This window comes from Pseudomonas sp. FSL R10-1339, assembly GCF_009600545.1.
Taxonomy (GTDB): domain Bacteria; phylum Pseudomonadota; class Gammaproteobacteria; order Pseudomonadales; family Pseudomonadaceae; genus Aquipseudomonas; species Aquipseudomonas bubulae.
Genome location: NZ_WIVQ01000001.1, coordinates 48,499 through 72,365 on the forward strand (window position 1 = coordinate 48,499; position 23,867 = coordinate 72,365).

The window sequence follows — 23,867 nt, forward strand, 5'->3', positions numbered from 1 at the left end:
GAGCAGCCCAACAGCCGCCCGGCCCTGCTATCAGGCATCCATGCGCTGGACAACATCACGGTCAACGATATCCTGATCCCGCGCAACGAAGTCGAAGGCCTGAACCTCGACGACCCGATCGAAGACCTGATTGAGCAGTTGCGCCAGACCTCGCGCACACGCCTGCCGGTGTTTCACAACGACATCAACCAGGTCGAAGCCATCCTCAATACCCGCCACATCCAGCACATGCTGCCCGACGCCAGCCTGACCAAAGAAGCACTGCTGGCCGTTTGCCACGAACCTTACTTCATCCCCGAAAGCACCCCGCTGCAACTGCAACTGCTTAACTTCCACAAGCAGCAGCGCCGCCTGGGCGTGGTGGTCGATGAATACGGCGAAGTGCTTGGCATCGTGACGCTTGAGGACATCCTCGAAGAGATCGTCGGCGAGTTCGAAGACGAGCAGAATATCGATAACCCCCATATCGACCCCCTGCCCGACGGCCGTTATGTTGTCGATGGTGCAGCCTCCATTCGCGAGCTGAACAAGGCCCTGGGCTGGCACCTGCCCTGCGACGGCCCGAAAACCCTCAATGGCCTGGTCACCGAAGCGCTGGAAACCATCCCCGAGACCACCGTGTGCCTGAAAATCGGCGGCTATCGCCTGGAGATCCTCCAGACCGAAGAAAACCGCGTCAGCCGCGTACTGATCTGGCACAACAGCGTCAAGCCCGCGGTTTAATCGCCGCGCAAGGTCTTGTTACATTTGAGCGGGCCTCCCTATAATCATCATCGCTTACCCAAGCCTCGCCAACACGCGTGTTACCCGCACCCAGCGCTGTCGGCGCGTTGTATGACGCAGTACCTGCGTACGTTCCCATCCTGAACTGCGCTTGCACCCTGTTATCCCTCAGGGCCAACGACCATAAAAATTGCTCGCCATGTCGCACCGCCAAAGCGGACATCGGCACAGGGCTCATAACTGTCAGGGATATACGCATGACCTCCAGCACAACCTATAGCGAAGCTACGCCCGACAAGCCGGCCAACTCCGCCACCCGCGTCGCCACGGCCAGCTTTATTGGCACGGCCATCGAGTTCTACGACTTTTATGTGTATGCCACCGCCGCTGCACTGGTGATAGGCCCGGTATTTTTTCCGCAGGCATCCGGTACCGCACAAATGCTGTCGGCGTTTCTGACCTTCGGCATCGCCTTTCTCGCCCGCCCGCTGGGCTCGTTCCTGTTTGGCCACTTCGGTGACCGCATCGGACGCAAATCTACCCTGGTGGCCTCACTGCTACTGATGGGCGTGTGCACCACATTGATCGGGGTGCTGCCGGGCTACGCCACGATCGGCGCCTGGGCCCCGATCCTGCTGTGCGTGCTGCGCTTCGGCCAGGGCCTGGGGTTGGGTGGCGAATGGGGCGGCGCGGCATTGCTGGCCACCGAGAACGCCCCCAAGGGCAAGCGCGCCTGGTATGGCATGTTTCCGCAACTGGGGCCTTCGATCGGTTTTCTGGCGGCCAATGGCCTGTTTCTGATTCTGGCCATGAGCCTGAGCGATGAGCAGTTCCGCTCCTGGGGCTGGCGCATCCCCTTCCTGCTTAGCGCAGCGCTGGTGATGGTGGGTCTGTATGTACGCCTGAAGCTGGAAGAGACACCGGTGTTTGCCAAGGCCGTAGCACAGCACGAGCGGGTGAAAATGCCCATCGTCGAACTCTTCAGCCAATACTGGGCACCGATGCTGCTGGGCGCCGCTTCGATGGTGGTGTGTTACGCACTGTTCTATATCTCGACAGTGTTTTCCCTGAGCTATGGCGTCGCCACCCTGGGCTATACCCGCGAAACCTTCCTCGGCCTGCTGTGTTTTGCCGTGCTGTTCATGGCGGCGGCCACACCTCTGTCCGCTTGGGCCAGTGACCGTTATGGACGCAAGCCGGTGCTGATAGTCGGTGGCGTGCTGGCGATCTTGTCAGGTTTTCTGATGGAGCCTCTGCTCACCCACGGCACCACCTGGGGTGTGGCGCTGTTCCTGTGCATCGAGCTGTTTTTGATGGGCGTGACCTTTGCCCCGATGGGTGCCCTGCTCCCTGAACTGTTCCCGACCCGCGTGCGCTATACCGGCGCGTCGGCGGCTTACAATCTGGGTGGCATTGTCGGAGCTTCCGCTGCACCTTTTTTTGCGCAAAAGCTGGTGAGCATGGGGGGGTTGAGCTGGGTAGGCGGGTACGTGTCGGGCGCAGCGATTCTCAGCCTGATTGCCGTGCTGTGCCTGAAGGAAACGAGAGAGGCTGACCTGAACAAGGTAGCTTGAAGAAACACTTAACCTGTGGGAGCGGGCTTGCTCGCGATTGCAACGCCTCGGTACATCAGATGTACCGGGGCAATTGAATCGTGAGCTAGCCCGCCCCCACAATGGTTTTTACAGCTCTACAACTACTGCCTTGGCCGCGCGGGTCGCTTTGGCGCGAGCTGCTTCAATCGACTCATCGCGAGCCAGGGCCACGCCCATGCGACGCTGGCCGTTGACCTCTGGCTTGCCGAACAGGCGCAATGCGGTGTCCGGTTCGCTCAGGGCAGCACCCAGGTTGGCGAATGCCGTCCGGGTCGACTGGCCTTCCACCAGAATCACCGCCGAAGCCGATGGCCCGAACTGACGAATCAATGGAATCGGCAGGCCGAGAATGGCGCGAGCATGCAATGCGAACTGCGACAGATCCTGAGAAATCAATGTCACCAGGCCGGTATCGTGCGGGCGCGGCGACACTTCGCTGAACCACACCTGATCGCCCTTGATAAACAACTCAACGCCAAACAGACCACGACCACCCAGCGCTTCAGTAACAGCCTTGGCGACACGCTCGGACTCGGCCAGAGCAATCGGGCTCATGGCTTGTGGCTGCCAGGATTCCTGGTAATCGCCCTTCTCCTGTCGGTGACCAACCGGTGCGCAGAACGTGGTACCGCCAATATGGCGCACGGTCAGCAAAGTAATTTCGTAATCGAAGTCGATAAAGCCTTCGATAATGACCCGACCCTTCCCTGCACGACCACCCTCTTGCGCGTAGTCCCAGGCAGCCTTTACATCATCGGCGCTGCGCAGAAGGCTCTGGCCCTTGCCTGACGAACTCATTACCGGTTTGACCACACACGGAAAGCCCAGGTCCAGCACGGCAGCGCTGTAGTCTTCGAAGGTGTCGGCAAAGTGGTACGGCGAGGTTGGCAGGTCCAGTTCTTCAGCCGCCAGACGACGAATGCCTTCGCGGTTCATGGTCAACGACGTGGCACGCGCCGTCGGAATAACGGTGAAACCTTCAGCTTCCAGCTCCACCAGGGTGGCGGTGGCGATGGCTTCGATTTCCGGAACGATAAAGTGCGGTTGTTCTGCTTCGATGACGGCACGCAGGGCGGCGCCGTCAAGCATGTTGATCACATGGCTGCGATGGGCAACCTGCATGGCAGGTGCATTGGCGTAGCGATCGACGGCGATCACTTCGACCCCCAGGCGCTGCAATTCGATGACAACTTCTTTGCCCAGCTCACCGCAGCCACACAACATGACGCGGGTCGCAGTGGGCGACAGTGGAGTTCCGATACGGGTCATTTCAGGTCCTCAAGGAAACAAAATCATCGAAGGCACTGACCAAGCCAGCGCCTGCAGGGGGATACAAAGGCCGGCATTTTACATGACTAGACCGAGGCTTTGCGCAAACGCCAGGCCATTGCCAGCCATACGCAGGTGACGCCGGCGAATTTCGAGGCCATGGCGGTAATGATCACGCCAGGGGTGAAGGCATCGATCATGCTGAAGAAGATAAAGGTGTCGATCGGGATGCTCAGCGCAGAGCTGATCCACAAGCGGTCATGCAAAGGCCGCTTGGTGATGCTGAAGACCAGCCAGTCGATGCACTCGGACACGGCGAAGGCAGTGGCGCTGGCCAGTGCAATGGAAGGATCGGAGGTGACGTACGACAACACCAGGGCCGCCAGCATGGCCAGCAGGGCACCGTGACCGAATCGGGTTTGCACCATGTCGCGCAATACAAACACCAGGCCACCCCAGGCTGACCAGATGATGTCCAGGTGCGGCGCAGTGGAAAACGCGTAGTTGATCAGCACGACGCTGGCGATATAAGCGACAAGAAACAGCATGGCAGCGGGCGACACCTCTAAATAAGGCGCACAGGGTACTTGAGTCGCAGTCGATTTTGTACCCGCGACATCCCCCTGCGGGAGCGGGCTTGCTCACGATGACATCAGCGCAGTTTGCCTGACAGGTCGCGGCGCCTGCATCGCGAGCAAGCCCGCTCACACAATAAAGAAGCGTTGTCAGCTACCGGAACCCAACATCCACACCACACCACTGGCTTTGGCCCGCTCATGGCACAGCACTAGCACCTCGCGGCGCTCCGGGTTGGTCATGCGGCTCCAGCGGGTGATTTCCGCCACGGTACGCTGGCAGCCACTGCACACATCGTCGTCGTCCAGCGCGCAGATATTCACACAGGGCGAGGCGACCGGGCGCTCTGCTTCCGTCATTGTTCTTGCACCTGAAGGTCACGGGCATATCGCTGGCCGTTCTTGACGTAGTGGGCCGCGCTGGCTTCCAGCAATTTTTTCTGCTCATCCGTCAGGTCACGTACCACCTTGCCCGGCGACCCCATGACCAGCGAGCCGTCCGGAATTTCCTTACCTTCGCCAATCAACGAGTTGGCGCCAATGATGCAATGCTTGCCGATTTTCGCGCCATTGAGGATCACTGCATTGATACCGATCAGGCTGTAATCGCCCACCGTACAACCATGCAACATGGCGTTATGACCGATGGTCACGCCCGTGCCAAGTGTGAGCGGATAGCCCATGTCGGTATGCATCACCGCACCATCTTGCACATTGCTGTGCTTGCCGATCAGGATCAGTTCGTTATCGCCACGCAACACGGCGTTAAACCAGACACTGGCGCCCTCTTCCAGGCGCACCTTGCCGATCAGGGTGGCATTGGGTGCGGTCCAGCTTTCGGGATGGGTTTCGACGAACGAGTCGCCCAGGCGGTATTTCATGGGATGTCCTCAAGGCAGGCGTGGCCGTCTGCTGACGGCTCTAAATTGGAATGGAACGTTCAGGCGGGGTATGCAGGTTGATATTGACGTCGTCATAGAGCAGGTTCATCAGCTCCACGATCATGATTGCCGTCAGTCCCCAGATTTTATACACGCCAAAACGGTAGCTCGGCACGTACCAGCTACGGCCCTGGTAGTCGATGCGATGAGTGTGCTCACGCGGATCCTGGCGGAAGAACTCCAGCGGCACGCTGAATACCGCGGCGATTTCGGCGTCATTGGCCAGATACTCAACGTAGTCCGGGACCAGACCGACATAAGGCGTTACGCGAATACCGTGTAACGAGATCAAGGGGCTCAGCGGCCCGATCACCTCGACCAGCCCCGGCGGCAAGCCGATTTCTTCTTCGGCCTCACGCAGGGCGGTGAACACCAGGTCGGGGTCTTCCGGGTCGCGGCGACCGCCCGGAAAAGCCACTTCACCACCGTGGGTCGACAACCCGCTGGCACGCAGGGTGAGAATCAGCTCAGGCTCAGAACTGCGTGTGACCGGCAACAACACCGCAGCTTCCGGGTAATTCCGTTCTGTTTCCAGCGTCCGTGGGGTATAGCGGCTCACACGGCCAAGCAGCTCGTCCAGCATAGGTCATCTCGATCCGGCACTTATCGGGCATCATGCACCAAATCGCACCGGGCACCCAAGTCCTACAGTGTCGCAGCCCGCCAGACCACACTTGCCGCGAGCCCACCTCAGCCCCCAAGATAGGCAACGAGCCAGAGACCACAGCATGAAATTTTGTAGCCAGTGCGGCCATTCCGTCAGCCAGCATATCCCGCAAGGCGATTCGCGCCTGCGCTATGTCTGCGACCACTGCCAGACCATTCATTATCAAAACCCCAATATTGTCGCCGGTTGCGTGCCCGTGTGGGGCACACAAGTGCTGCTGTGCCGTCGCGCCATCGAACCGCGCAAAGGCTACTGGACACTGCCCGCAGGCTTTATGGAGAACGGCGAGACGGTTGAAAACGCGGCCCGACGCGAAACCCTGGAGGAAGCCTGTGCCGTGGTTGAGAACCTGGCCATCTACACCCTGATCGATGTGCCGCATATCAATCAGGTGCATATTTTCTACCGCGCCGACCTGCTGGGCCCGAACTTCGCAGCCGGTGAAGAGAGCCTGGAAGTGCGCCTGTTTGAAGAAGTCGACATCCCTTGGTCAGAGCTGGCTTTCCGCACGGTCAGCCGTACCTTAGAATGCTTTTTCGCTGACCGCCCGGGCGCTCACTACCCCGTACGCAGCGAGGCTGTAGCACCGCTGGCCAGCCTGAAGACCGCCCAAAAATAATGCTGCTTGCCTTGTAACTCAGGAATGTTCCTCTAATGCGTTGGTTGCTCGCTGCTCTATGCCTGTCATTTGCCGTTACCTGCCAGGCCTCTGTTGTCATAACCGTAAACGGCAAACCCGTTGATAAAAACCAGGTCCTGAAACCCGCCCCTTCGTCGCTTCCGGTACGTCCCGGGCAGAATATCGACAAGGTGCTGGTCATCAAGTCTGCCCGCAAGCTGGAGCTGATCAGCAACGGCAAACCGGTCAAGACCTACCGCATCTCCCTGGGCAAACAACCCAAGGGCCCAAAAGTACGCGAAGGGGACAAACGCACCCCCGAGGGCATCTACTGGGTCGACTGGCGCAAAAAAAGCGACAAGTTCAACCTGGCGATGCACATCAACTACCCCAACATCAGCGACGCTGCCACGGCCCGGCGTGAAGGCCTGAACCCGGGCTCGATGATCATGATCCACGGCACCCCGGACAGCGAAGACAACCCCGAGGAACTGTTCCATACCCTGGACTGGACCGATGGGTGTATCGCGATGAAAAACCACGAAATGCGTGAAGTCTGGAACCTCGTTCCAGACGGCACCATGGTTGAAATCCGCCCATAGCCAGCTGTCATACGAGCAACAAAAAACCCGCTGACCGGTAACGGTTCAGCGGGTTTTTTATATGACTTGTGGCTAGAAATCAGCCAGTTGCCACACTTCGTACGCCGGGGTTTCATACGGGTGGCTGTGCTTGAGCGCAGCCACCACGGCCTGAATCAGATCATCGGCGACGACCAGCTCAACCTTCCACTCCCCCACATACTCGACCTGACCAGTTTGCCCGATGAACGGCTGGCTGCCGTCCAGCGCGCGAAACTGGCCCTGGCCCATGGTCTGCCAGGCGCAGTGGTCATAGCTGCCGATCCGTCCGCCACCGGCAGCGAATACGGCATCCTTGACCACGTCCACATGGCTCGGAGGAACGAAAAAGCTGAGCTTGTACATGCTCTTAATCTACCCACACACGAGCGTTACGGAACATGCGCAACCACGGCGCATCTTCGTTCCACTCTTCCGGGCGCCACGAGTTCTGCACGGCGCGGAATACCCGCTCCGGGTGCGGCATCATGATGGTCACACGGCCGTCACGGCTGGTCAGGCCGGTAATCCCGCGCGGCGAGCCGTTAGGGTTGGCCGGGTAGTTTTCCGTGACCTTGCCGTGGTTGTCGACGAAGCGCAGCGCCACCGAACCGGACAGGTCCGCTTGCAGCATGGCTTCTTCGCTGGCGAACTCGGCATGACCTTCACCATGAGCAATGGCGATCGGCATGCGCGAACCGGCCATGCCCTGCAGGAAGATCGAGTTCGACTCCTGAACCTGAACCATCGCCACACGGGCTTCGAACTGCTCGGAACGGTTGCGCACAAAGTGTGGCCACAGCTCGCTGCCAGGGATCAGTTCGCTCAGGTTGGACATCATCTGGCAACCGTTGCACACACCCAGGGAGAAGCTGTCAGTGCGCTCGAAGAAGCTCTGGAACGCATCGCGGGCACGGGCATTGAACAGCGCCGACTTGGCCCAGCCTTCACCGGCACCCAGTACGTCGCCGTAGGAGAAACCACCGCAGGCAACCAGACCTTTGAACTCGTTAAGGTCGACACGGCCGGCCAGAATATCGCTCATGTGTACGTCGATTGCATTGAAACCGGCACGGTCAAACGCCGCGGCCATTTCAACCTGACCGTTGACGCCCTGCTCACGCAGGACAGCCACTTGCGGACGAATGCCTTTCTTGATGTACGGCGCGCTGATATTGGCGTTGACGTCAAAGCTCAACTGGGCAGTCAGGCCCGGGTTGTCTTCTTCGAGCAGCACGTCGAACTCTTGCTGTGCGCAGTCCGCGTTGTCACGCATACGCTGGATCTGGAAGCTGGTTTCAGCCCACTGGCGCTGCAACTCGCCACGCTGACCGACAAACACTTTTTCATCGTTGAAGGTGATGGTGACTTCGCTGTTGTTCAGCGGCTGGCCGATCACGTCGACACACTCGCCCAGGCCTGCAGCGCTGAACTGTGCAAGCACATCAGCAGTCGCGTCCTGACGCACCTGAATCACGGCGCCCAGTTCTTCGTTGAACAGGATGGCCGGGAGCTGGCTGGCGCTGTCTGCGAGGCAATCCAGGGTCAGGTTCAGACCGCAGTGGCCGGCAAAGGCCATTTCCATCACGCTGGTCAGCAAACCACCGTCGGAACGGTCATGGTAAGCCAGCAGGTGACCATCGGCATTCAGGCCCTGGATCACCGCGAAGAAAGCCTTGAGGTCTTCTGCGTCATCAACGTCAGGGGCCTGCTTGCCCAGCTTGCCGTAGGTCTGGGCCAGGATCGAGGCGCCCATGCGGTTCTGGCCACGGCCCAGGTCGATCAGGATCAGATCGGTCAGACCTTTGTCCATGCGCAGTACCGGGGTCAGGGTCTGGCGAACGTCGAGCACCGGGGCAAAACCGGTCACAACCAGCGACAGCGGCGAGGTCACGGTTTTGTCCGTGCCCTCTTCGCTCCAGCGGGTTTGCATCGACATCGAGTCCTTGCCCACCGGAATGGTGATGCCCAGCTCAGGGCACAGCTCCATGCCGACAGCCTTGACGGTGTCGTACAAGCGGGCGTCTTCACCCGGGTGGCCTGCAGCGGACATCCAGTTGGCTGACAGCTTGATGTCGCTGATCTTGCCAATGCGCGAAGCCGCGATATTGGTCAGGGTCTCACCAATTGCCATGCGGCCCGATGCCGGAGCATCCAGCAGTGCCAGCGGCGTACGCTCGCCCATGGCCATGGCTTCACCGGTGTAGACGTCGAAGCTGGTTGCGGTGACAGCAACGTCAGCCACAGGAACCTGCCACGGCCCGACCATCTGGTCGCGGGCAACCAGACCGGTGATGGTGCGGTCGCCGATGGTGATCAGGAAGCTTTTGCTGGCAACGGCCGGGTGATGCAGAACGCGCTCGACGCACTCGCCGATGCTCAGTTGTGCCGGGTCGAAATCATCGCCCAACTCTTCTTCGCGAACAGCCGAACGGTGCATGCGCGGCGCCTTGCCCAGCAACACTTCCAGTGGCATGTCCACCGGGTTGTTGCCGAAGTGGCTGTCGGTCACGGTCAGTTGCGGCTCGGCAGTGGCTTCACCGACGACGGCAAACGGGCAACGCTCGCGTTCGCAGATCGCCTGGAAGCGCTCGAAATCTTCGACGCCCACCGCCAGAACATAACGTTCCTGGGATTCGTTGCTCCAGATTTCGTGCGGGGCCATGCCCGGCTCGTCGTTTGGAATGTTGCGCAGTTCGAAACGGCCACCACGGTCGCCGTCGTTCACCAGCTCAGGGAATGCGTTGGACAAACCGCCAGCACCCACATCGTGGATAAAGCTGATCGGGTTCTTGTCACCCAGCTGCCAGCAGCGGTCGATCACTTCCTGGCAACGACGCTCCATTTCCGGGTTTTCGCGCTGTACCGAAGCGAAGTCCAGGTCAGCCGAGCTTGCGCCGGTGGCCATAGAGGATGCTGCACCGCCACCCAGGCCGATCAGCATGGCCGGACCGCCCAGCACGATGAGCTTGGAGCCCACGGTGATTTCGGCTTTCTGCACGTGTTCGGCGCGGATGTTGCCCATGCCGCCGGCCAACATGATCGGCTTGTGGTAACCACGCACTTCTTCGCCACGGGGGGTGGTGATGGACTGCTCGAACGTACGGAAGTAACCGGTCAGGGCAGGACGACCGAATTCATTGTTGAATGCAGCACCGCCCAGCGGGCCTTCGATCATGATGTCCAGCGCGGTAACAATGCGCTCAGGCTTGCCGTACGGCACTTCCCACGGTTGTACAAAGCCCGGGATCTGCAGGTTGGACACGGTGAAACCGGTCAGGCCGGCCTTTGGCTTGGCACCACGACCGGTTGCACCTTCGTCACGGATCTCACCACCGGAGCCTGTTGCTGCACCCGGGAACGGGGCAATGGCGGTCGGGTGGTTGTGGGTCTCTACCTTCATCAGGATGTGCACTGGTTCCTGCACCGCACCGTACTGGCGGGTTTCGGGATCAGGGAAGAAACGCCCGGCAACACTGCCGACGATAACCGACGCGTTGTCTTTATAAGCAGACAGAACGCCTTCGCTGTGCATCACGTAGGTGTTCTTGATCATGCCAAACAGGCTCTTGTCCTGGCTTTGGCCGTCGATGTCCCAGCTGGCGTTGAAGATCTTGTGGCGGCAATGTTCGGAGTTGGCCTGGGCAAACATCATCAATTCGATGTCGTGCGGGTTGCGACCCAGACCGTTGAAGGCATTGACCAGATAATCGATTTCGTCTTCGGCCAGGGCAAGGCCCAGCTCGACGTTGGCTTTTTCCAGCGCGGCACGACCGCCACCCAGTACGTCAATCGCGGTCAGCGGCTTTGGCTCGGCGTGGCTGAACAAGCCTGCAGCCTGCTCCAGAGTGCCCAGCACGATTTGCGTCATACGGTCATGCAATACAGCGCCGATCAGTTCGGCATCCGCATCGCTGAACTGGCCAGCTACATAGAATGCAATGCCGCGTTCCAGGCGCTGGATTTTAGCCAGGCCACAGTTACGGGCAATGTCGCTGGCCTTGCTCGACCAGGGAGAGATGGTGCCAAACCGCGGCAACACCAGGAACAGTCGGCCGCTCGGCTCTTGGACCGGCACGCTTGGGCCGTACTTCAGGAGACGAGCCAGTACCTGCTGTTCATCGCTGGTCAGCTCACCGGTGGTATCGGCAAAGTGGGCGAATTCAGCATACAAACCAGTGACAGACGGAACCTTGAGGCTCAGTTGTGCAAGGAGTTTGCTGTGGCGAAAGGCAGAAAGGGCAGGAGCGCCGCGCAGGATCAACATCTTCGGGACAGCCTCGGGAGGGGTATGCTTTGAGGCCGGGCATTCTAGCCTAAACCGTTCGCCACGGCACCCGAAACGGCACACCTGAAGCGCACCAGACGTCGCGAATCGACCAAAGCCTTATTCTTTATAGCTATCAGCCGCTTAACGGATGCTCGATTATGATCTTTAAACAGAGCTCTACCCCCCATTTTACAAGGGTTTGAGCGATTTTCGCGGTCAATATCAGAATGACTGGAAATTGTCGAGATATGGCACCCGTGCTGCTTTGCGTATACTGCGCGGATGTTTTCTCTAACTGATATCCGCCCGCGCTGCGCCAAATGGCTGCTCGCAACCGGACTCTTCCTGATGCTCAGTGCCTGCGTTGAAAAACCCAGCACCCTGGAGCGCGTAAAGGAGGATGGGGTACTGCGGGTGATTACCCGCAACAGCCCTGCGACCTACTTTGAGGATCGCAATGGTGAAACCGGCTTTGAATACGAGCTGGTGAAGCGTTTTGCCGACGATCTTGGGGTTGAGCTCAAAATCGAGACCGCGGACAACCTGGACGAACTGTTCAATCAACTGGGCCAGCCTGACGGCCCGGTTCTGGCTGCTGCCGGACTGGTCAGCAGCGAGAAACGCCTGCAACAAGCCAGATTTTCCCACCCGTACCTCGAAGTCACACCACAGATCATCTACCGCAACGGCCAGTCCCGCCCCACCTCTGCTGCAGATCTGGCCGGCAAGCGCATCACGGTCCTTAAAGGCAGCTCCCACGCCGAGCAACTGGCCGAACTGAAAAAACAGTACCCCGGAATCGAGTACGACGAATCCGACGCGGTCGAAGTCGTCGATTTGCTGCGCATGGTCGATGAAGGCCAGATCGACCTCACGCTGGTCGACTCCAACGAAGTGGCGATGAACCAGGTGTACTTCCCCAACGTGCGCGTCGCCTTTGACCTGGGCGATGCACGCAGCCAGCGCTGGGCAGTGGCGGCCGGTGAAGACAACAGCCTGCTCAACGAGATCAACGCCTATCTGGACAAGGTCGAAAAGAACGGCACCCTGCAACGCCTTAAAGACCGCTACTACGGGCATGTCGATGTCCTTGGCTACGTTGGCGCGTACACCTTCGCCCAGCACCTGCAACAGCGCTTGCCCAAGTACGAAAAGTTCTTCAAGGAAGCGGCCAAAAAAGAACAGATCGACTGGCGCCTGCTGGCAGCCATGGGTTATCAGGAATCTTTATGGCAACCCGCCGTCACCTCAAAAACAGGTGTGCGCGGCCTGATGATGCTGACCCAGAACACGGCTCAAGCGATGGGCGTGTCCAACCGCCTGGATGCCAAGCAAAGCATCATGGGCGGCGCCAAATACCTCGCATTGATCAAGAGCGAGCTGGACGATGATATTCAGGAACCGGATCGCACCTGGTTCGCACTGGCTGCCTACAACGTGGGTGGCGGTCATCTGGAAGACGCACGCAAGCTGGCCAAGAAAGAAGGCCTGAACCCGAACAAGTGGCTTGATGTAAAGAAAATGCTGCCTCGCCTTGCGCAGAAGCAGTGGTACAGCAAAACCCGCTATGGCTACGCCCGTGGCGGCGAGCCAGTACATTTTGTGGCCAACATCCGTCGTTACTACGACATCTTGACCTGGGCCACGCAGCCACAGCTCGAAGGTGATCAGGCGGCCGACAGCAAGCTGCATATCCCCGGCATCGACAAGACCAAGCCCAAAGAAGAGCCGCAGTTGTAGAACACAATTCTGTGGGAGCGAGCCTGCTCGCGAATGAGCTTCGCGAGCAGGCTCGCTCCCACAATTGAATGATCCCCGTAGCCGTTTTTAAACCTTGGCCGCAGCCACAATCAGCGCTTTCATTTCAGCCACTGCCGACTTGAAGCCCACGAACAATGCATGCGCCACCAGCGCATGGCCAATGTTCAATTCATTGATGCCCTTGATCGCGGCTACCGCTTCCACGTTGTGGTAATGCAGACCGTGGCCAGCATTGACGATCAGCCCTTGAGCCAGGCCAAACGCAACGCCATCGGCGACACGCTGCAACTCTTCGGCGACTTCGGTCGGGGTCTGGGCATCGGCATAGCGTCCGGTGTGCAGTTCGATTGCCGGTGCGCCTACGCGCCTGGACGCTTCGATCTGACGCTCATCGGCGTCAATAAACAGCGACACTTCACAGCCAATCTTGCTCAGCCGCTCGACAGCTGCCTTGATCCGCGCTTCCTGCCCGGCAACATCCAGACCGCCTTCGGTGGTCAGTTCCTGACGGGTTTCAGGCACCAGGCAGATATGCGCCGGGCGAATGCGCTCGGCAAACAGCATCATCTCTTCGGTAATGCCCATTTCGAAGTTCATGCGCGTTTGCAGGACATCCTTGAGCAGCAACACATCGCGTTCCTGGATATGTCGACGATCTTCGCGCAAGTGCACGGTAATGCCGTCGGCGCCCGCCTCTTCTGCATCCAGCGCTGCCTTGACCGGATCAGGGTAACGGGTGCCGCGAGCCTGACGCAGCGTGGCTACGTGGTCGATGTTCACGCCGAGAAGAATGCGATTGCTTTGGGTCACGGGGGGCTCTCCTGAAGAGTTGACGATTCGGCGCACAGCATACCGGTCTATTCAGGGCTTGCGAAACAACTCACGACTGGCCAGCGGTTTACCAGCCAAATGCACGGCCAATGCCTGACGCATCAAGCGCTTGGCGGCAGATAAGGCTCCGGGCACGGTCCAGTCAGCCTCGGCCATTGCGTGCAGTTCGGTGCCATGAAACAGACCGGGCTGCACCAGATAAATCCGTTCAAGCCCGGCATCTACCTGCAAACGGTACATGCCATCGCTGGCCACCGGTTCGCCTTGAATGTCCCGGGTCAACGAAAAGCCATAGCCCAGATCGTCCAGCAGGCGCCATTCGAACGCTCGCAGCAGAGGCTCGAGCGCGCGTCCTTGCGCAAGCGCCACCAGCGTCGCGGCATAGTGGTCGAAGACCGCGGGATGCGGGTCTTCGGCTGGCAACAGCCTGATCAGCAGCTCATTGAGATAGAAGCCGCTGAACAGCGCTTCGCCATTGAGCCAGGTGGCAATCCCGGCACTCTCCATGCGTCCGACGTTTTTCAGCTCGCCACGGCCGCGAAATTCGATTTCCAGCGGCACAAAAGGCCGGGCCAGCGTCCCCGCCTTGCCCCGCGCACTGCGCAGCACGGCCCGCAGGCGCCCTTGAGGCGTGATGAAATCCACCAGGGCACTGGTTTCACGATAGGGGCGACTGTGCAGGACGTAGGCGAGTTGGGGGGCCGGGGGTTTACTGGACATGGAAGTCAGCTATCTCAAAAGGCAAACACTGCCAGGAAGAACAGCATAAAACTAATGTGGGAGCGGGCTTGCTCGCGATAGCAGCAACTCGGCCTGTCTGAAGTTCCGAGTTGATGCTATCGCGAGCAAGCCCGCTCCCACAGGGGGGGGTAATGCTGTGCTTACAGGTCGCCGTAGCCCAGCGAACGCAGGGCGCGCTCGTCGTCGGACCAGCCACCTTTCACTTTAACCCAAAGGTTAAGCATGATCTTGGAGTCGAACAGCAGCTCCATATCCTTGCGCGCTTCGGTACCGATACGCTTGATACGCTCGCCCTTGTCGCCAATGATGATTTTTTTCTGACCATCACGCTCAACCAGAATCAAGGCATGGATATGCAGGGTTTTGCCCTGCTGCTTGAACTCTTCGATCTCGACGGTGATCTGGTACGGCAGCTCGGCACCCATCTGGCGCATGATCTTTTCACGTACCAGTTCGGCGGCCAGGAAGCGGCTGCTGCGATCGGTGATCTGGTCTTCCGGGAAGAAGTGCTCGTTTTCCGGCAGGTGATCGGCAATCACGCGCTCAAGGGCTTCAAGGTTGTGCCCGTGCTGAGCCGAGATCGGGATGATCTGGGCGTTCGGCAGTTGCTCCTGAAGCCAGCTCAGGTGCGGCATCAGCTCGGCTTTGTCTTCGATACGATCGGTCTTGTTCAACGCCACGATCAGCGGGCCGGTTACGTACTGCACGCGCTCCAGCACCATCTGGTCTTCGTCGGTCCACTTGGTGCGGTCAACAACGAAGATCACCACATCGACGTCTTTCAACGCAGCCGAAGCGGTTTTGTTCATGTAGCGGTTCAGGGCCTTTTCGCCGCCCTTGTGCATGCCCGGGGTATCCACGTAGACCGCTTGCACGTTGCCTTCGGTCTTGATGCCCAGCATGTTGTGGCGGGTGGTCTGAGGCTTGCGCGAGGTGATCGCCAGCTTTTGACCCAGGATATGGTTCAGCAGTGTGGATTTACCCACGTTTGGACGACCAACAATGGCAACGTAGCCACAGCGAGTTGCGGTTGAATCAGTCATGACCATTCTCCACGCCAAGGGCAATCAGTGCTGCGGCGGCCGCTACCTGTTCGGCAATACGACGGCTCACGCCCTGTCCCCGGCTTTTTTCATTCAATAAGGCAATCTCGCACTCGACAAAGAAGGTGCGGCAATGCGGTTCGCCCTGGATATCCACCACTTCGTAACGTGGCAGGTCGCAGGCACGCGACTGCAAGAACTCTTGCAGTCGGGTCTTTGGATCTTTGTTGGTGTCGACCAGGGTCAGCGTCTCGAACTCGCTGGCCAGCCAGGCCAGTACGCGGTCGCGAGCGACATCCATGCCGGCGTCCAGGTAAATGGCGCCGATCAGCGCCTCAAGGGCATCGGCCAGGATCGATTCACGGCGAAATCCGCCGCTTTTCAGTTCACCGGAACCCAGGCGCAGGTACTCGCCCAGCTCAAAGCCGCGGGCCAGTACTGCCAGGGTCTCACCCTTTACCAGCCGCGCACGCAAGCGTGACAACTGGCCTTCACGCGCCAGCGGGAAACGGTCAAACAAGGCTTCGCCGGCAACAAAATTGAGAATGGCATCCCCCAGGAACTCAAGACGCTCGTTATTGCGCCCCGCGAAACTGCGGTGTGTCAGGGCCAGAACCATCAGTTCCTGGTCTTTGAAGGTGTAGCCGAGCTGACGCTCTAAACGTTCTAAAGAAAAACTCACGATTTACCCACGCTGAGTTCGTGGCCGAATGTCACCACCGGACCGATATTAGGGATCAGTGATGCTCGTTTATCGCATAGCAAATGGACAGGGAACAGGCTGTTCGCCGCCGTCACACTTAACGCTTTGTTCAAATCCACATCCTGAATACTCAGGCGCGCGACTTGTTTCGCACACCTGAAAAGCAATCGGCGCTGTTATAAACAGCGCCGTTCTGGCTACTTGATCAGACCAACCCGCGAGAAGTTCGGCAGGTTGCTCGCCTTGGGTTCCGGCCAGCTCATCCAAACAGCGAAGGCCTTGCCGACAATATTCTTGTCGGGAACCATGCCCAGCTCGTCTTTGGGAATGTTCGGATCATCCCAGTAACGGCTGTCGTTCGAATTGTCACGGTTGTCACCCATCATGAAGTAATGCCCGGCCGGAACCGTCCACTCCTTGTCAGGCGGCGCACGATAGCGGCTCATTTCCTTGCGGATCATGTGCTCGACTTCGCCCAGCTTCTCTTTGTACAACTCGGCACTGCCCAGGGTTCCAGGCTCGGCCTTGACCAGTTGCTCGGCAACCAGTTGGTCGTTGACATAAAGATGCTTGTCGCTGGTATAGCGGATCTTGTCGCCCGGCAGGCCAACTACACGCTTGATGTAGTTGACTGTCGGATCGCTTGGGTAGCGAAACACCATCACATCGCCCCGCTTCGGATCACCCACTTCGATGATTTTCGTGTCGAGTACCGGCAAGCGGATCCCGTACGAAAACTTGTTCACCAAAATGAAATCGCCCACATCCAGGGTCGGTTTCATCGAGCCGGACGGAATCTGGAACGGCTCAACCAGAAACGAACGCAACACCAGCACGATAAACAACACGGGAAAGAACGACTTGCCGTATTCAACCAGCAGCGGCTCCTTGTTGAGCTTTTCGACTACCTGCATATCAACCGGCGTAACGCTGGCTTGATAGTTGGCAATGGCCTTGCGCCGGCGCGGAGCCAGGAAGACCAAATCGAGCAGCGCCAGCAAACCGCACACGGCAACAGCAATGACCAGCAACAGCGGGAAATTTAGTGACATAGGACCTAGCTATCCAAACGGAGCACTGCAAGGAAGGCTTCTTGTGGAATTTCCACGTTGCCCACTTGCTTCATGCGTTTTTTACCGGCCTTTTGCTTTTCCAACAGCTTGCGCTTACGGCTAACGTCACCACCGTAGCATTTGGCCAGTACGTTCTTTCTGAGTGCCTTGACGGAGGTCCGTGCAATGATCTGCCCGCCAATGGCGGCCTGGATCGCGACGTCGAACATCTGGCGCGGAATCAGTTCTTTCATCTTCTCGGTCAACTGGCGACCTTTGTAGTGCGCGTTTTCCTTGTGCACGATCAGGGCCAGCGCATCTACCTTGTCACCGTTGATCAGTACATCGAGCTTGACCAGATTAGCTGACTGGTAACGATCGAAGTGGTAATCAAGCGAAGCATAGCCGCGACTGGTGGATTTGAGACGGTCGAAGAAGTCCAGAACCACTTCGTTCATCGGCAAATCGTAGGTCACTTGTACCTGGGTACCCAGGAACAACATGTCGTGCTGCACGCCACGTTTTTCAATGCACAGGGTAATGACGTTACCCAGGTGCTCCTGAGGCACAAGAATGTTGGCACGCACGATTGGCTCGCGCATGTCTTCAATCATTGAAAGATCTGGCAGCTTGGACGGGTTATCGACGTAAATCGTTTCACCGGTCTTGAGCAGCAGTTCGAAAATTACGGTTGGCGCAGTGGTGATCAGGTCCAGGTTGTACTCGCGCTCCAGGCGCTCCTGAATGATCTCCATGTGCAGCATGCCCAGGAAGCCGCAACGGAAGCCGAAGCCCAGTGCGTCAGAGCTTTCTGGCGTGTATTGCAGCGAAGAGTCGTTCAGCGTCAGTTTTTGCAACGCATCACGGAAGTCTTCGAAGTCATCGGAGCTAACCGGGAACAGGCCCGCGTATACCTGAGGCTGAATACGCTTGAAACCGGGCAGTACATCAACATCCGGAGTCGTGCTCAAGGTCAGGGTATCGCCCACTGGCGCACCGTGAATGTCCTTGATACCGGCGATGATGAAACCTACTTCACCGGCTTTCAGGTCTGCAGTGGCGGTGTGTTTCGGGTTGAATACACCAACGCTGTCCACCAGGTGGATCTTGCCGGTGGATTTGACCAGAATCTTGTCGCCCTTTTTCACGCGGCCGTGGCGCACGCGAACCAGGGACACAACGCCCAGGTAGTTGTCGAACCAGGAGTCGATGATCAACGCTTGCAGCGGATCTTCGATATTGCCGGTCGGCGCAGGAATGGTGTGTACCAGGCGCTCAAGCACCTCGTCCACGCCCAGGCCGGTCTTGGCACTGCAGGTCACGGCATCAGTGGCGTCGATGCCAATGATTTTTTCGATTTCTTCCTTAACGCGATCAGGATCGGCCTGTGGCAGGTCGATCTTGTTCAGCACCGGCATGACTTCCAGGCCCTGCTCAATCGCGGTGTAGCAGTTGGCTACGGACTGGGCTTCTACACCCTGCCCCGCATCGACCACCAGCAACGCACCTTCACAGGCCGCCAGGGAACGGCTAACTTCGTAGGTGAAGTCAACGTGGCCCGGGGTATCAATGAAGTTCAACTGGTAGGTATTACCGTCTTTGGCCGTGTAATACAAGGTGACGCTGTGGGCCTTGATGGTGATCCCGCGCTCACGCTCGAGGTCCATGGAGTCCAGTACCTGGGCCTCCATTTCGCGGGCAGTCAGGCCACCGCACATCTGGATGAAACGATCGGCCAGCGTCGACTTGCCATGGTCAATGTGGGCGATGATGGAGAAATTGCGGATATGACTCAGATCACTCACGGGTCAACACTCAAAAAAGTCGCAGGCAGACTGCCCGCCGAAAAATAGCCGGGAATTGTACCTGAACATCGCGCCAAGCGTCACGTTCACAGGCCAATGGGCACCTACAAAAAAGCCCCTATCGCGAGATAGAGGCTCTTGATTGGCTCAATGAGCGCTACTCAACCCGCCCGACGTAACAGCCAGATACCGGCCACGGCACAAATGGAAGCCGGCAGCAGCACCGCAAACAGCGGCGAGAAGCCGAACACCAGGCTCAAAGGCCCCAGCAGGTCCTGGGCGATCTTGAAGGTAAACCCTACCAGCACCCCGGTAAAAACCCGCTGCCCCAGCGTAACAGAGCGCAACGGGCCGAAGATGAAAGATATGGCCATCAATACCAGCGCGGCAGTCACCAGCGGCTGCAACACCTTGACCCAAAAAGCCAGCCAGTAACGGCCGTTGTTCAGGCCCTGATCCTTGAGGTAGTGGATATAGTTCCACAACCCGGAAATCGACAGCGATTCGGGCGCCATGACCACGGTATTGAGCAGTTGCGGGCTCAACGACACGTCCCATTTTTCTTCAGGCGCCTTGACTACCTCAGTGCTGTCGCCATGAAAAAGAGTGGTGCTCACATCACTCAACTGCCAGTCGCCCTGGTGGTACTGGGCCTTTTTGGCAAAGCTTGCCGACTGCATCTGATGGTCTTTGTCGAAGCGATAACGGGTCACACCGTAAAGCAGGCCATCGGGCTGAACGGCGTTGATATGGATAAACTCATCACCCTGGCGGTGCCACAAGCCATGCTTGGAGCTTTGCGAGTCGCCACCGCCCTGGGCCAGCGCGCGGTTGGCCTGGGCAATGTTTTCCGTGGCAGGCACTACATATTCGCCAATCAGCACCCCTGCAACCATCAGCACCAGCATCGGCTTCATCACGGCCCAGACGATGCGCCCAAGGGACACACCTGCGGCACGCATGATGGTCAGCTCACTGTTGCTGGCCAGGCCGCCCAAACCGATCAGGCAGCCAATCAACGCTGCCATCGGCAACATTTCATACAGGCGTCGGGGCGCAGTCAGCATGACAAAACTGAACACATCCAGAACGGTGTAGGTGCTGCTGAGACTGCGCATCTCGTCGATCACGGCAAACAGCAGGGCCAGCCCGAGGATGATCCCCAACACGGCCAGAATCGCCAACAACACACTGCTACCAATGTAGCGGTCGAGCTTAACCACGGGCCATCTCCTCGGCACTACGGCGACTTGCCAGTTTCAAGCGCAGCGGCTCCCAGTACATCAACCCCAGGCCAATGATCAGGAACAGCCCATGCACCCACCACAGGCCCAGCGCCATCGGGGTCTTGCCATCCTGAAGAAGCCCCTTGCCCCAGGTCAGCATGCTCAGGTAGCTCATATAAAGAAGAATCGCCGGCAACAACTTGAGGAAGCGCCCCTGACGCGGATTGACCCGCGACAACGGCACTGCGATCAAGGTCACGATAAAGACCAGCACGGGGAAGGCAATCCGCCAATGCAGCTCGGCAACCACACGAGGATCCGTGCTGCCGAGAAGGCTAGCGGTAGGGATCGCATCGCGGTCTGTCACTTCATTGCTGACTTCCGGCTTGGGCAGCAGCACACCATAGGTGTCGTACTTGATTGCCCGATAATCGGCCTGCCCAGGATTGCCGTCATAGCGATAGCCATTGTTCAGCACCAGCCAGCGACTGCCGTCAGGACGCACTTCCTGATGACCCTTCTCGGCCAGCAGCACGGAAATACTGCGATCCTTGGCCTCTTCTCCGAGTTTCTTCTGCGAAATGAATACGCCGGACAAGAGGCTGCGGTCATTGCTCAATTCTTCGGTGTAGGTCACCCGTGTACCGTCACTCAGCGACTGGAAGCGCCCGGCCTCCAGGGTGTCGAATTCGGTCAGGGCATCCTGCTTGTTGAGCAGCAGCTGAAATTCATTGTTGCCCTGCGGGGCCAGGCTCAGACTGAGCCAGGCCACGATCAGCGCGACCAGCGCAGCCGGTGCCATGGTCATGGCCAGCAACCGCTGACGACTCATGCCGGTGGCCGACAGCACGGTCATTTCGCTCTCAAGGTACAAGCGACCATAAGAGAGAAGAATGCCCAGGAACAGCCCCAGAGGCAGGATCAGCTGCATGAAGCCCGGCAGGCGAAAGCCCATGATCAGGAACAACGAACCCGGGTCCAGGGCGCCCGAGGCGGCCTGGGCCAGATATTTGATGAAGCGACCGCTCATGATGATGACCAGCAGCACAGCACTGACAGCGCTCAATGTAAGCAGGACTTCGCGGGACAGATAACGGAAGACGATCAAACCAGACACTCCAGGGTCGTCAGGCTAAGGCGGCCAAACAAACAGCATAACGAGTCGGCACATACCTCATCATAGATGAGATGGGCCGTCTAAAAAGATGGCGCATTATCCTGTGAATGCCCTCCCCTGTCACTGCACAGTCTTGAAAGTGGCAACTTGGCCCTAAACCGGGGTTGTCAGGCTCCTCCGACGGGGTTCAAACTGCCCGCCTTGACGCCAGCCTTGATCACAGGTGAAGCGCTTCTTCTATATAAGCAAACAAACAGAACTGTTTGTGCGCATGTTGACCATTTGACTCAGGGACCCGGACATGGAACTGGTTGTAAAAAGCGTTAGCCCAGAAACGTTGAAAACGGCCACTCTGGTGGTCGCCATCGGCGAAGGCCGCAAGCTCGGCCCAACCGCCAAAGCCCTCGACGAACTCACCGGTGGCGCCATCAGCGCAGTCCTCAAGCGCGGCGACCTGGCCGGCAAAACCGGTCAAAGCCTGCTGTTGCACAGCTTGCCCAACCTCAAAGCCGAGCGCGTGCTGCTGCTGGGTACCGGCAAGGATGAAGAACTGGGCGATCGCCCGTTCCGCAAAATCATCAGCGGCGCACTGGGTGTACTCAAAGGCCTGGGCGGTAGCGATGCGGTGTTCGCACTGGACGAATTGGTGGTCAAGGGCCGCGACAGCTACAGCAAGACCCGCTTGCTGGCCGAAACCCTCGTAGACGGCGAATACACCTTCGACCGTTTCAAAAGCCAGAAGGCCGAACCCCGCGCCCTGAAAAAAATCACCCTGCTGACCATCAAGGCCGCGCAGGCTGAAGTGCAGCGCGCCGTGACCCACGCCCAGGCAATTGCCGCCGGCATGGCGTTCACCCGCGACCTGGGCAACCTGCCGCCGAACATCTGCCACCCGAGCTTCCTTGCCGAGCAGGCCAAGGACCTGGGCAAAGAGTTCAAAGGCCTGAAAGTCGAAATCCTTGACGAGAAAAAGATCAAGGATCTGGGCATGGGCGCGTTCTACGCTGTAGGCCAGGGCAGCGACCAGCCGCCTCGTCTGATCGTGATGAACTACGCCGGTGGCAAAAAATCCGAAAAACCGTACGTACTGGTAGGTAAAGGCATCACCTTCGACACCGGCGGCATCAGCCTCAAGCCGGGCGCCGGCATGGATGAAATGAAGTACGACATGAGTGGTGCTGCCAGCGTGTTCGGCACCCTGCGCGCCGTACTCGAGCTGAAACTGCCGATCAACCTGGTGTGCATTCTGGCCTGTGCTGAAAACATGCCTAGCGGCGGCGCGGCACGCCCGGGCGACATCGTGACGACCATGAGCGGGCAGACGGTCGAAATCCTCAACACCGACGCCGAAGGCCGTCTGGTGCTGTGTGACGCCCTGACCTACGCCGAGCGCTTCAAGCCACAGGCCGTGATCGACATCGCCACCCTGACCGGCGCCTGCATGGTTGCATTGGGCGCTCACACCTCGGGCCTGATGGGCAACAACGACGACCTGATCAACCAGTTGCTGGAAGCCGGCAAGCAAGCCGACGACCGTGCATGGCAACTGCCGCTGTTCGACGAGTACCAGGAACAACTGGACAGCCCGTTCGCCGACATGGCCAACATTGGCGGGCCTAAAGGCGGCGCCATCACTGCTGGCTGCTTCCTGTCGCGTTTTGCCAAGGCCTATAACTGGGCGCACCTGGACATCGCCGGCACGGCATGGGTCAGCGGCGGCAAGGACAAGGGCGCAAGTGGCCGCCCAGTGCCCCTGCTGACCCAGTACCTGCTGGATCGCGCCAACGCTTGAAGCTGACAATCGAAGACTGCGCCGCTTGAGGGCGGCGCAGTCCCGATTCAGGAACCGCAATGACCCCCGAAGCAAACCAAGAACTCACCAAGATCGACTTTTATATCCTGCCCAGCGCCGAACCCTCTGCGCGGCTGGACTTTGCCTGCAAACTCACCGAGAAGGCCTGGCGCCTGGGCCATCGCGTGTATCTGCATTGCTCTGACAGTGCCCAGCGCCAGGACCTGGATGAACGCCTGTGGCGCTTCAAGGGCGAAAGCTTCGTGCCCCACAGCAACACTGAAGACCAACCCGATGGCGTCGTGGTCATGGGCTGTACGGATGCACCCGCAAGCCACCAAGACTTACTGATCAACCTGGACCTCAAAGTCCCCGACTTTTTCAAGCGCTTCGCCCGCGTGGCCGAAGTGGTGGTCGAAGACCCCGCCGTGCGACAGGCTGCACGGGAGAGTTTCCGTTTCTACCGAGAACAGGGCTATCCTCTGCAGGACCACAAGTTACAACGACTCTGAGCACA

21 protein-coding genes and 1 pseudogene are annotated in these 23,867 nt (G+C 58.8%); 7 read left to right on the plus strand and 15 right to left on the minus strand.

The window, feature by feature from the left end; genetic code table 11:
* Nucleotides 1-18 precede the first annotated feature (18 nt).
* A pseudogene (locus GHO03_RS00225) lies at nucleotides 19-723 on the plus strand (transporter associated domain-containing protein); the annotation flags it as partial.
* Nucleotides 724-980: 257 nt separating this feature from the next.
* The gene (locus GHO03_RS00230; RefSeq protein WP_153398764.1) at nucleotides 981-2,297 is read left to right on the plus strand and encodes an MFS transporter; all 1,317 of its coding nucleotides are present in this window, start codon (nucleotides 981-983) and stop codon (nucleotides 2,295-2,297) included.
* 108 nt (nucleotides 2,298-2,405) lie between these two features.
* Here the strand turns inward: GHO03_RS00230 and purT are convergent, their stop codons facing one another.
* The 5 genes from purT to GHO03_RS00255 all read right to left on the minus strand — a co-directional run bounded on the left by purT (nucleotide 2,406) and on the right by GHO03_RS00255 (nucleotide 5,686).
* Nucleotides 2,406-3,587 (minus strand): formate-dependent phosphoribosylglycinamide formyltransferase, encoded by a 1,182-nt coding sequence (gene purT, locus GHO03_RS00235; protein WP_095024903.1) that lies wholly within the window; start codon nucleotides 3,585-3,587, stop codon nucleotides 2,406-2,408.
* Between the two features lie 86 nt (nucleotides 3,588-3,673).
* On the minus strand, nucleotides 3,674-4,135 hold the full coding sequence (locus GHO03_RS00240) for a VUT family protein (protein ID WP_153398767.1): 462 nt from the start codon (nucleotides 4,133-4,135) through the stop codon (nucleotides 3,674-3,676).
* Nucleotides 4,136-4,312: 177 nt separating this feature from the next.
* Nucleotides 4,313-4,522: a DUF1289 domain-containing protein gene (locus tag GHO03_RS00245; RefSeq protein ID WP_016781908.1), complete on the minus strand. Its 210-nt coding sequence runs from the start codon at nucleotides 4,520-4,522 to the stop codon at nucleotides 4,313-4,315.
* Nucleotides 4,519-5,043, minus strand: a complete 525-nt coding sequence (locus tag GHO03_RS00250; protein WP_095001245.1) for a gamma carbonic anhydrase family protein — start codon at nucleotides 5,041-5,043, stop codon at nucleotides 4,519-4,521. Before GHO03_RS00250 ends, GHO03_RS00245 begins: the two co-directional genes overlap by 4 nt.
* 40 nt (nucleotides 5,044-5,083) lie before the next feature.
* Complete coding sequence (locus GHO03_RS00255; RefSeq protein WP_095001244.1) at nucleotides 5,084-5,686, minus strand: CoA pyrophosphatase; 603 nt, start codon at nucleotides 5,684-5,686, stop codon at nucleotides 5,084-5,086.
* Nucleotides 5,687-5,831: 145 nt separating this feature from the next.
* On the opposite strand from GHO03_RS00255, the gene GHO03_RS00260 reads away from it, so the two are divergent.
* Both GHO03_RS00260 and GHO03_RS00265 read left to right on the plus strand, forming a co-directional pair.
* Nucleotides 5,832-6,389 carry an NUDIX hydrolase gene (locus GHO03_RS00260; protein ID WP_095001243.1) on the plus strand — a complete coding sequence of 186 codons (558 nt, stop codon included), beginning with the start codon at nucleotides 5,832-5,834 and terminating at the stop codon, nucleotides 6,387-6,389.
* A gap of 35 nt (nucleotides 6,390-6,424) precedes the next feature.
* Nucleotides 6,425-6,991: a murein L,D-transpeptidase family protein gene (locus tag GHO03_RS00265; protein ID WP_095001242.1), complete on the plus strand. Its 567-nt coding sequence runs from the start codon at nucleotides 6,425-6,427 to the stop codon at nucleotides 6,989-6,991.
* A 72-nt stretch (nucleotides 6,992-7,063) separates the two neighbouring features.
* On the opposite strand, the gene GHO03_RS00270 is transcribed toward GHO03_RS00265, so the two are convergent.
* Both GHO03_RS00270 and purL read right to left on the minus strand, forming a co-directional pair.
* Entirely contained in the window at nucleotides 7,064-7,375 is a 312-nt protein-coding gene (locus tag GHO03_RS00270; protein WP_095001241.1) for a YqfO family protein, read from the minus strand.
* Between the two features lie 4 nt (nucleotides 7,376-7,379).
* On the minus strand, nucleotides 7,380-11,276 hold the full coding sequence (gene purL, locus GHO03_RS00275) for a phosphoribosylformylglycinamidine synthase (protein WP_153398770.1): 3,897 nt from the start codon (nucleotides 11,274-11,276) through the stop codon (nucleotides 7,380-7,382).
* 285 nt (nucleotides 11,277-11,561) lie between these two features.
* Here purL and mltF point away from each other — a divergent pair, with 285 nt between their 5' ends.
* Nucleotides 11,562-13,019, plus strand: coding sequence for a membrane-bound lytic murein transglycosylase MltF (mltF, locus tag GHO03_RS00280; protein ID WP_095001239.1), 1,458 nt, complete (start codon nucleotides 11,562-11,564; stop codon nucleotides 13,017-13,019).
* An 87-nt stretch (nucleotides 13,020-13,106) separates the two neighbouring features.
* Here the strand turns inward: mltF and pdxJ are convergent, their stop codons facing one another.
* The 8 genes from pdxJ to lptF all read right to left on the minus strand — a co-directional run bounded on the left by pdxJ (nucleotide 13,107) and on the right by lptF (nucleotide 21,549).
* Nucleotides 13,107-13,850 carry a pyridoxine 5'-phosphate synthase gene (gene pdxJ / locus GHO03_RS00285; RefSeq protein ID WP_372241690.1) on the minus strand — a complete coding sequence of 248 codons (744 nt, stop codon included), beginning with the start codon at nucleotides 13,848-13,850 and terminating at the stop codon, nucleotides 13,107-13,109.
* Between the two features lie 51 nt (nucleotides 13,851-13,901).
* The gene (recO, locus tag GHO03_RS00290) at nucleotides 13,902-14,591 is read right to left on the minus strand and encodes a DNA repair protein RecO (protein WP_153398773.1); all 690 of its coding nucleotides are present in this window, start codon (nucleotides 14,589-14,591) and stop codon (nucleotides 13,902-13,904) included.
* Between the two features lie 161 nt (nucleotides 14,592-14,752).
* Complete coding sequence (gene era / locus GHO03_RS00295; RefSeq protein ID WP_095001236.1) at nucleotides 14,753-15,655, minus strand: GTPase Era; 903 nt, start codon at nucleotides 15,653-15,655, stop codon at nucleotides 14,753-14,755.
* Nucleotides 15,648-16,337, minus strand: a complete 690-nt coding sequence (gene rnc / locus GHO03_RS00300; RefSeq protein WP_095001235.1) for a ribonuclease III — start codon at nucleotides 16,335-16,337, stop codon at nucleotides 15,648-15,650. The genes era and rnc overlap by 8 nt, the downstream gene beginning before the upstream one ends.
* A gap of 218 nt (nucleotides 16,338-16,555) precedes the next feature.
* Complete coding sequence (lepB, locus tag GHO03_RS00305) at nucleotides 16,556-17,410, minus strand: signal peptidase I (protein WP_095001234.1); 855 nt, start codon at nucleotides 17,408-17,410, stop codon at nucleotides 16,556-16,558.
* Nucleotides 17,411-17,415: 5 nt separating this feature from the next.
* The gene (gene lepA / locus GHO03_RS00310; RefSeq protein ID WP_095001233.1) at nucleotides 17,416-19,215 is read right to left on the minus strand and encodes a translation elongation factor 4; all 1,800 of its coding nucleotides are present in this window, start codon (nucleotides 19,213-19,215) and stop codon (nucleotides 17,416-17,418) included.
* 161 nt (nucleotides 19,216-19,376) lie between these two features.
* Nucleotides 19,377-20,438: an LPS export ABC transporter permease LptG gene (lptG, locus tag GHO03_RS00315; protein WP_095001232.1), complete on the minus strand. Its 1,062-nt coding sequence runs from the start codon at nucleotides 20,436-20,438 to the stop codon at nucleotides 19,377-19,379.
* The gene (gene lptF, locus GHO03_RS00320) at nucleotides 20,431-21,549 is read right to left on the minus strand and encodes an LPS export ABC transporter permease LptF (protein WP_095001231.1); all 1,119 of its coding nucleotides are present in this window, start codon (nucleotides 21,547-21,549) and stop codon (nucleotides 20,431-20,433) included. The genes lptG and lptF overlap by 8 nt, the downstream gene beginning before the upstream one ends.
* A 310-nt stretch (nucleotides 21,550-21,859) precedes the next feature.
* Here lptF and GHO03_RS00325 point away from each other — a divergent pair, with 310 nt between their 5' ends.
* Complete coding sequence (locus GHO03_RS00325; protein ID WP_153398777.1) at nucleotides 21,860-23,350, plus strand: leucyl aminopeptidase; 1,491 nt, start codon at nucleotides 21,860-21,862, stop codon at nucleotides 23,348-23,350.
* Nucleotides 23,351-23,409: 59 nt separating this feature from the next.
* The gene (locus GHO03_RS00330; protein WP_095001229.1) at nucleotides 23,410-23,862 is read left to right on the plus strand and encodes a DNA polymerase III subunit chi; all 453 of its coding nucleotides are present in this window, start codon (nucleotides 23,410-23,412) and stop codon (nucleotides 23,860-23,862) included.
* Nucleotides 23,863-23,867 lie beyond the last annotated feature (5 nt).

Bases quoted from the DNA above. Each gene is read 5' to 3' on its own strand.
- GHO03_RS00230 (WP_153398764.1), top strand. From the start codon at position 981: ATGACCTCCAGCACAACCTATAGCGAAGCTACGCCCGACAAGCCGGCC.
- purT (WP_095024903.1), bottom strand. From the start codon at position 3,587: ATGACCCGTATCGGAACTCCACTGTCGCCCACTGCGACCCGCGTCATG.
- GHO03_RS00240 (WP_153398767.1), bottom strand. From the start codon at position 4,135: ATGCTGTTTCTTGTCGCTTATATCGCCAGCGTCGTGCTGATCAACTAC.
- GHO03_RS00245 (WP_016781908.1), bottom strand. From the start codon at position 4,522: ATGACGGAAGCAGAGCGCCCGGTCGCCTCGCCCTGTGTGAATATCTGC.
- GHO03_RS00250 (WP_095001245.1), bottom strand. From the start codon at position 5,043: ATGAAATACCGCCTGGGCGACTCGTTCGTCGAAACCCATCCCGAAAGC.
- GHO03_RS00255 (WP_095001244.1), bottom strand. From the start codon at position 5,686: ATGCTGGACGAGCTGCTTGGCCGTGTGAGCCGCTATACCCCACGGACG.
- GHO03_RS00260 (WP_095001243.1), top strand. From the start codon at position 5,832: ATGAAATTTTGTAGCCAGTGCGGCCATTCCGTCAGCCAGCATATCCCG.
- GHO03_RS00265 (WP_095001242.1), top strand. From the start codon at position 6,425: ATGCGTTGGTTGCTCGCTGCTCTATGCCTGTCATTTGCCGTTACCTGC.
- GHO03_RS00270 (WP_095001241.1), bottom strand. From the start codon at position 7,375: ATGTACAAGCTCAGCTTTTTCGTTCCTCCGAGCCATGTGGACGTGGTC.
- purL (WP_153398770.1), bottom strand. From the start codon at position 11,276: ATGTTGATCCTGCGCGGCGCTCCTGCCCTTTCTGCCTTTCGCCACAGC.
- mltF (WP_095001239.1), top strand. From the start codon at position 11,562: ATGTTTTCTCTAACTGATATCCGCCCGCGCTGCGCCAAATGGCTGCTC.
- recO (WP_153398773.1), bottom strand. From the start codon at position 14,591: ATGTCCAGTAAACCCCCGGCCCCCCAACTCGCCTACGTCCTGCACAGT.
- era (WP_095001236.1), bottom strand. From the start codon at position 15,655: ATGACTGATTCAACCGCAACTCGCTGTGGCTACGTTGCCATTGTTGGT.
- lepB (WP_095001234.1), bottom strand. From the start codon at position 17,410: ATGTCACTAAATTTCCCGCTGTTGCTGGTCATTGCTGTTGCCGTGTGC.
- GHO03_RS00325 (WP_153398777.1), top strand. From the start codon at position 21,860: ATGGAACTGGTTGTAAAAAGCGTTAGCCCAGAAACGTTGAAAACGGCC.
- GHO03_RS00330 (WP_095001229.1), top strand. From the start codon at position 23,410: ATGACCCCCGAAGCAAACCAAGAACTCACCAAGATCGACTTTTATATC.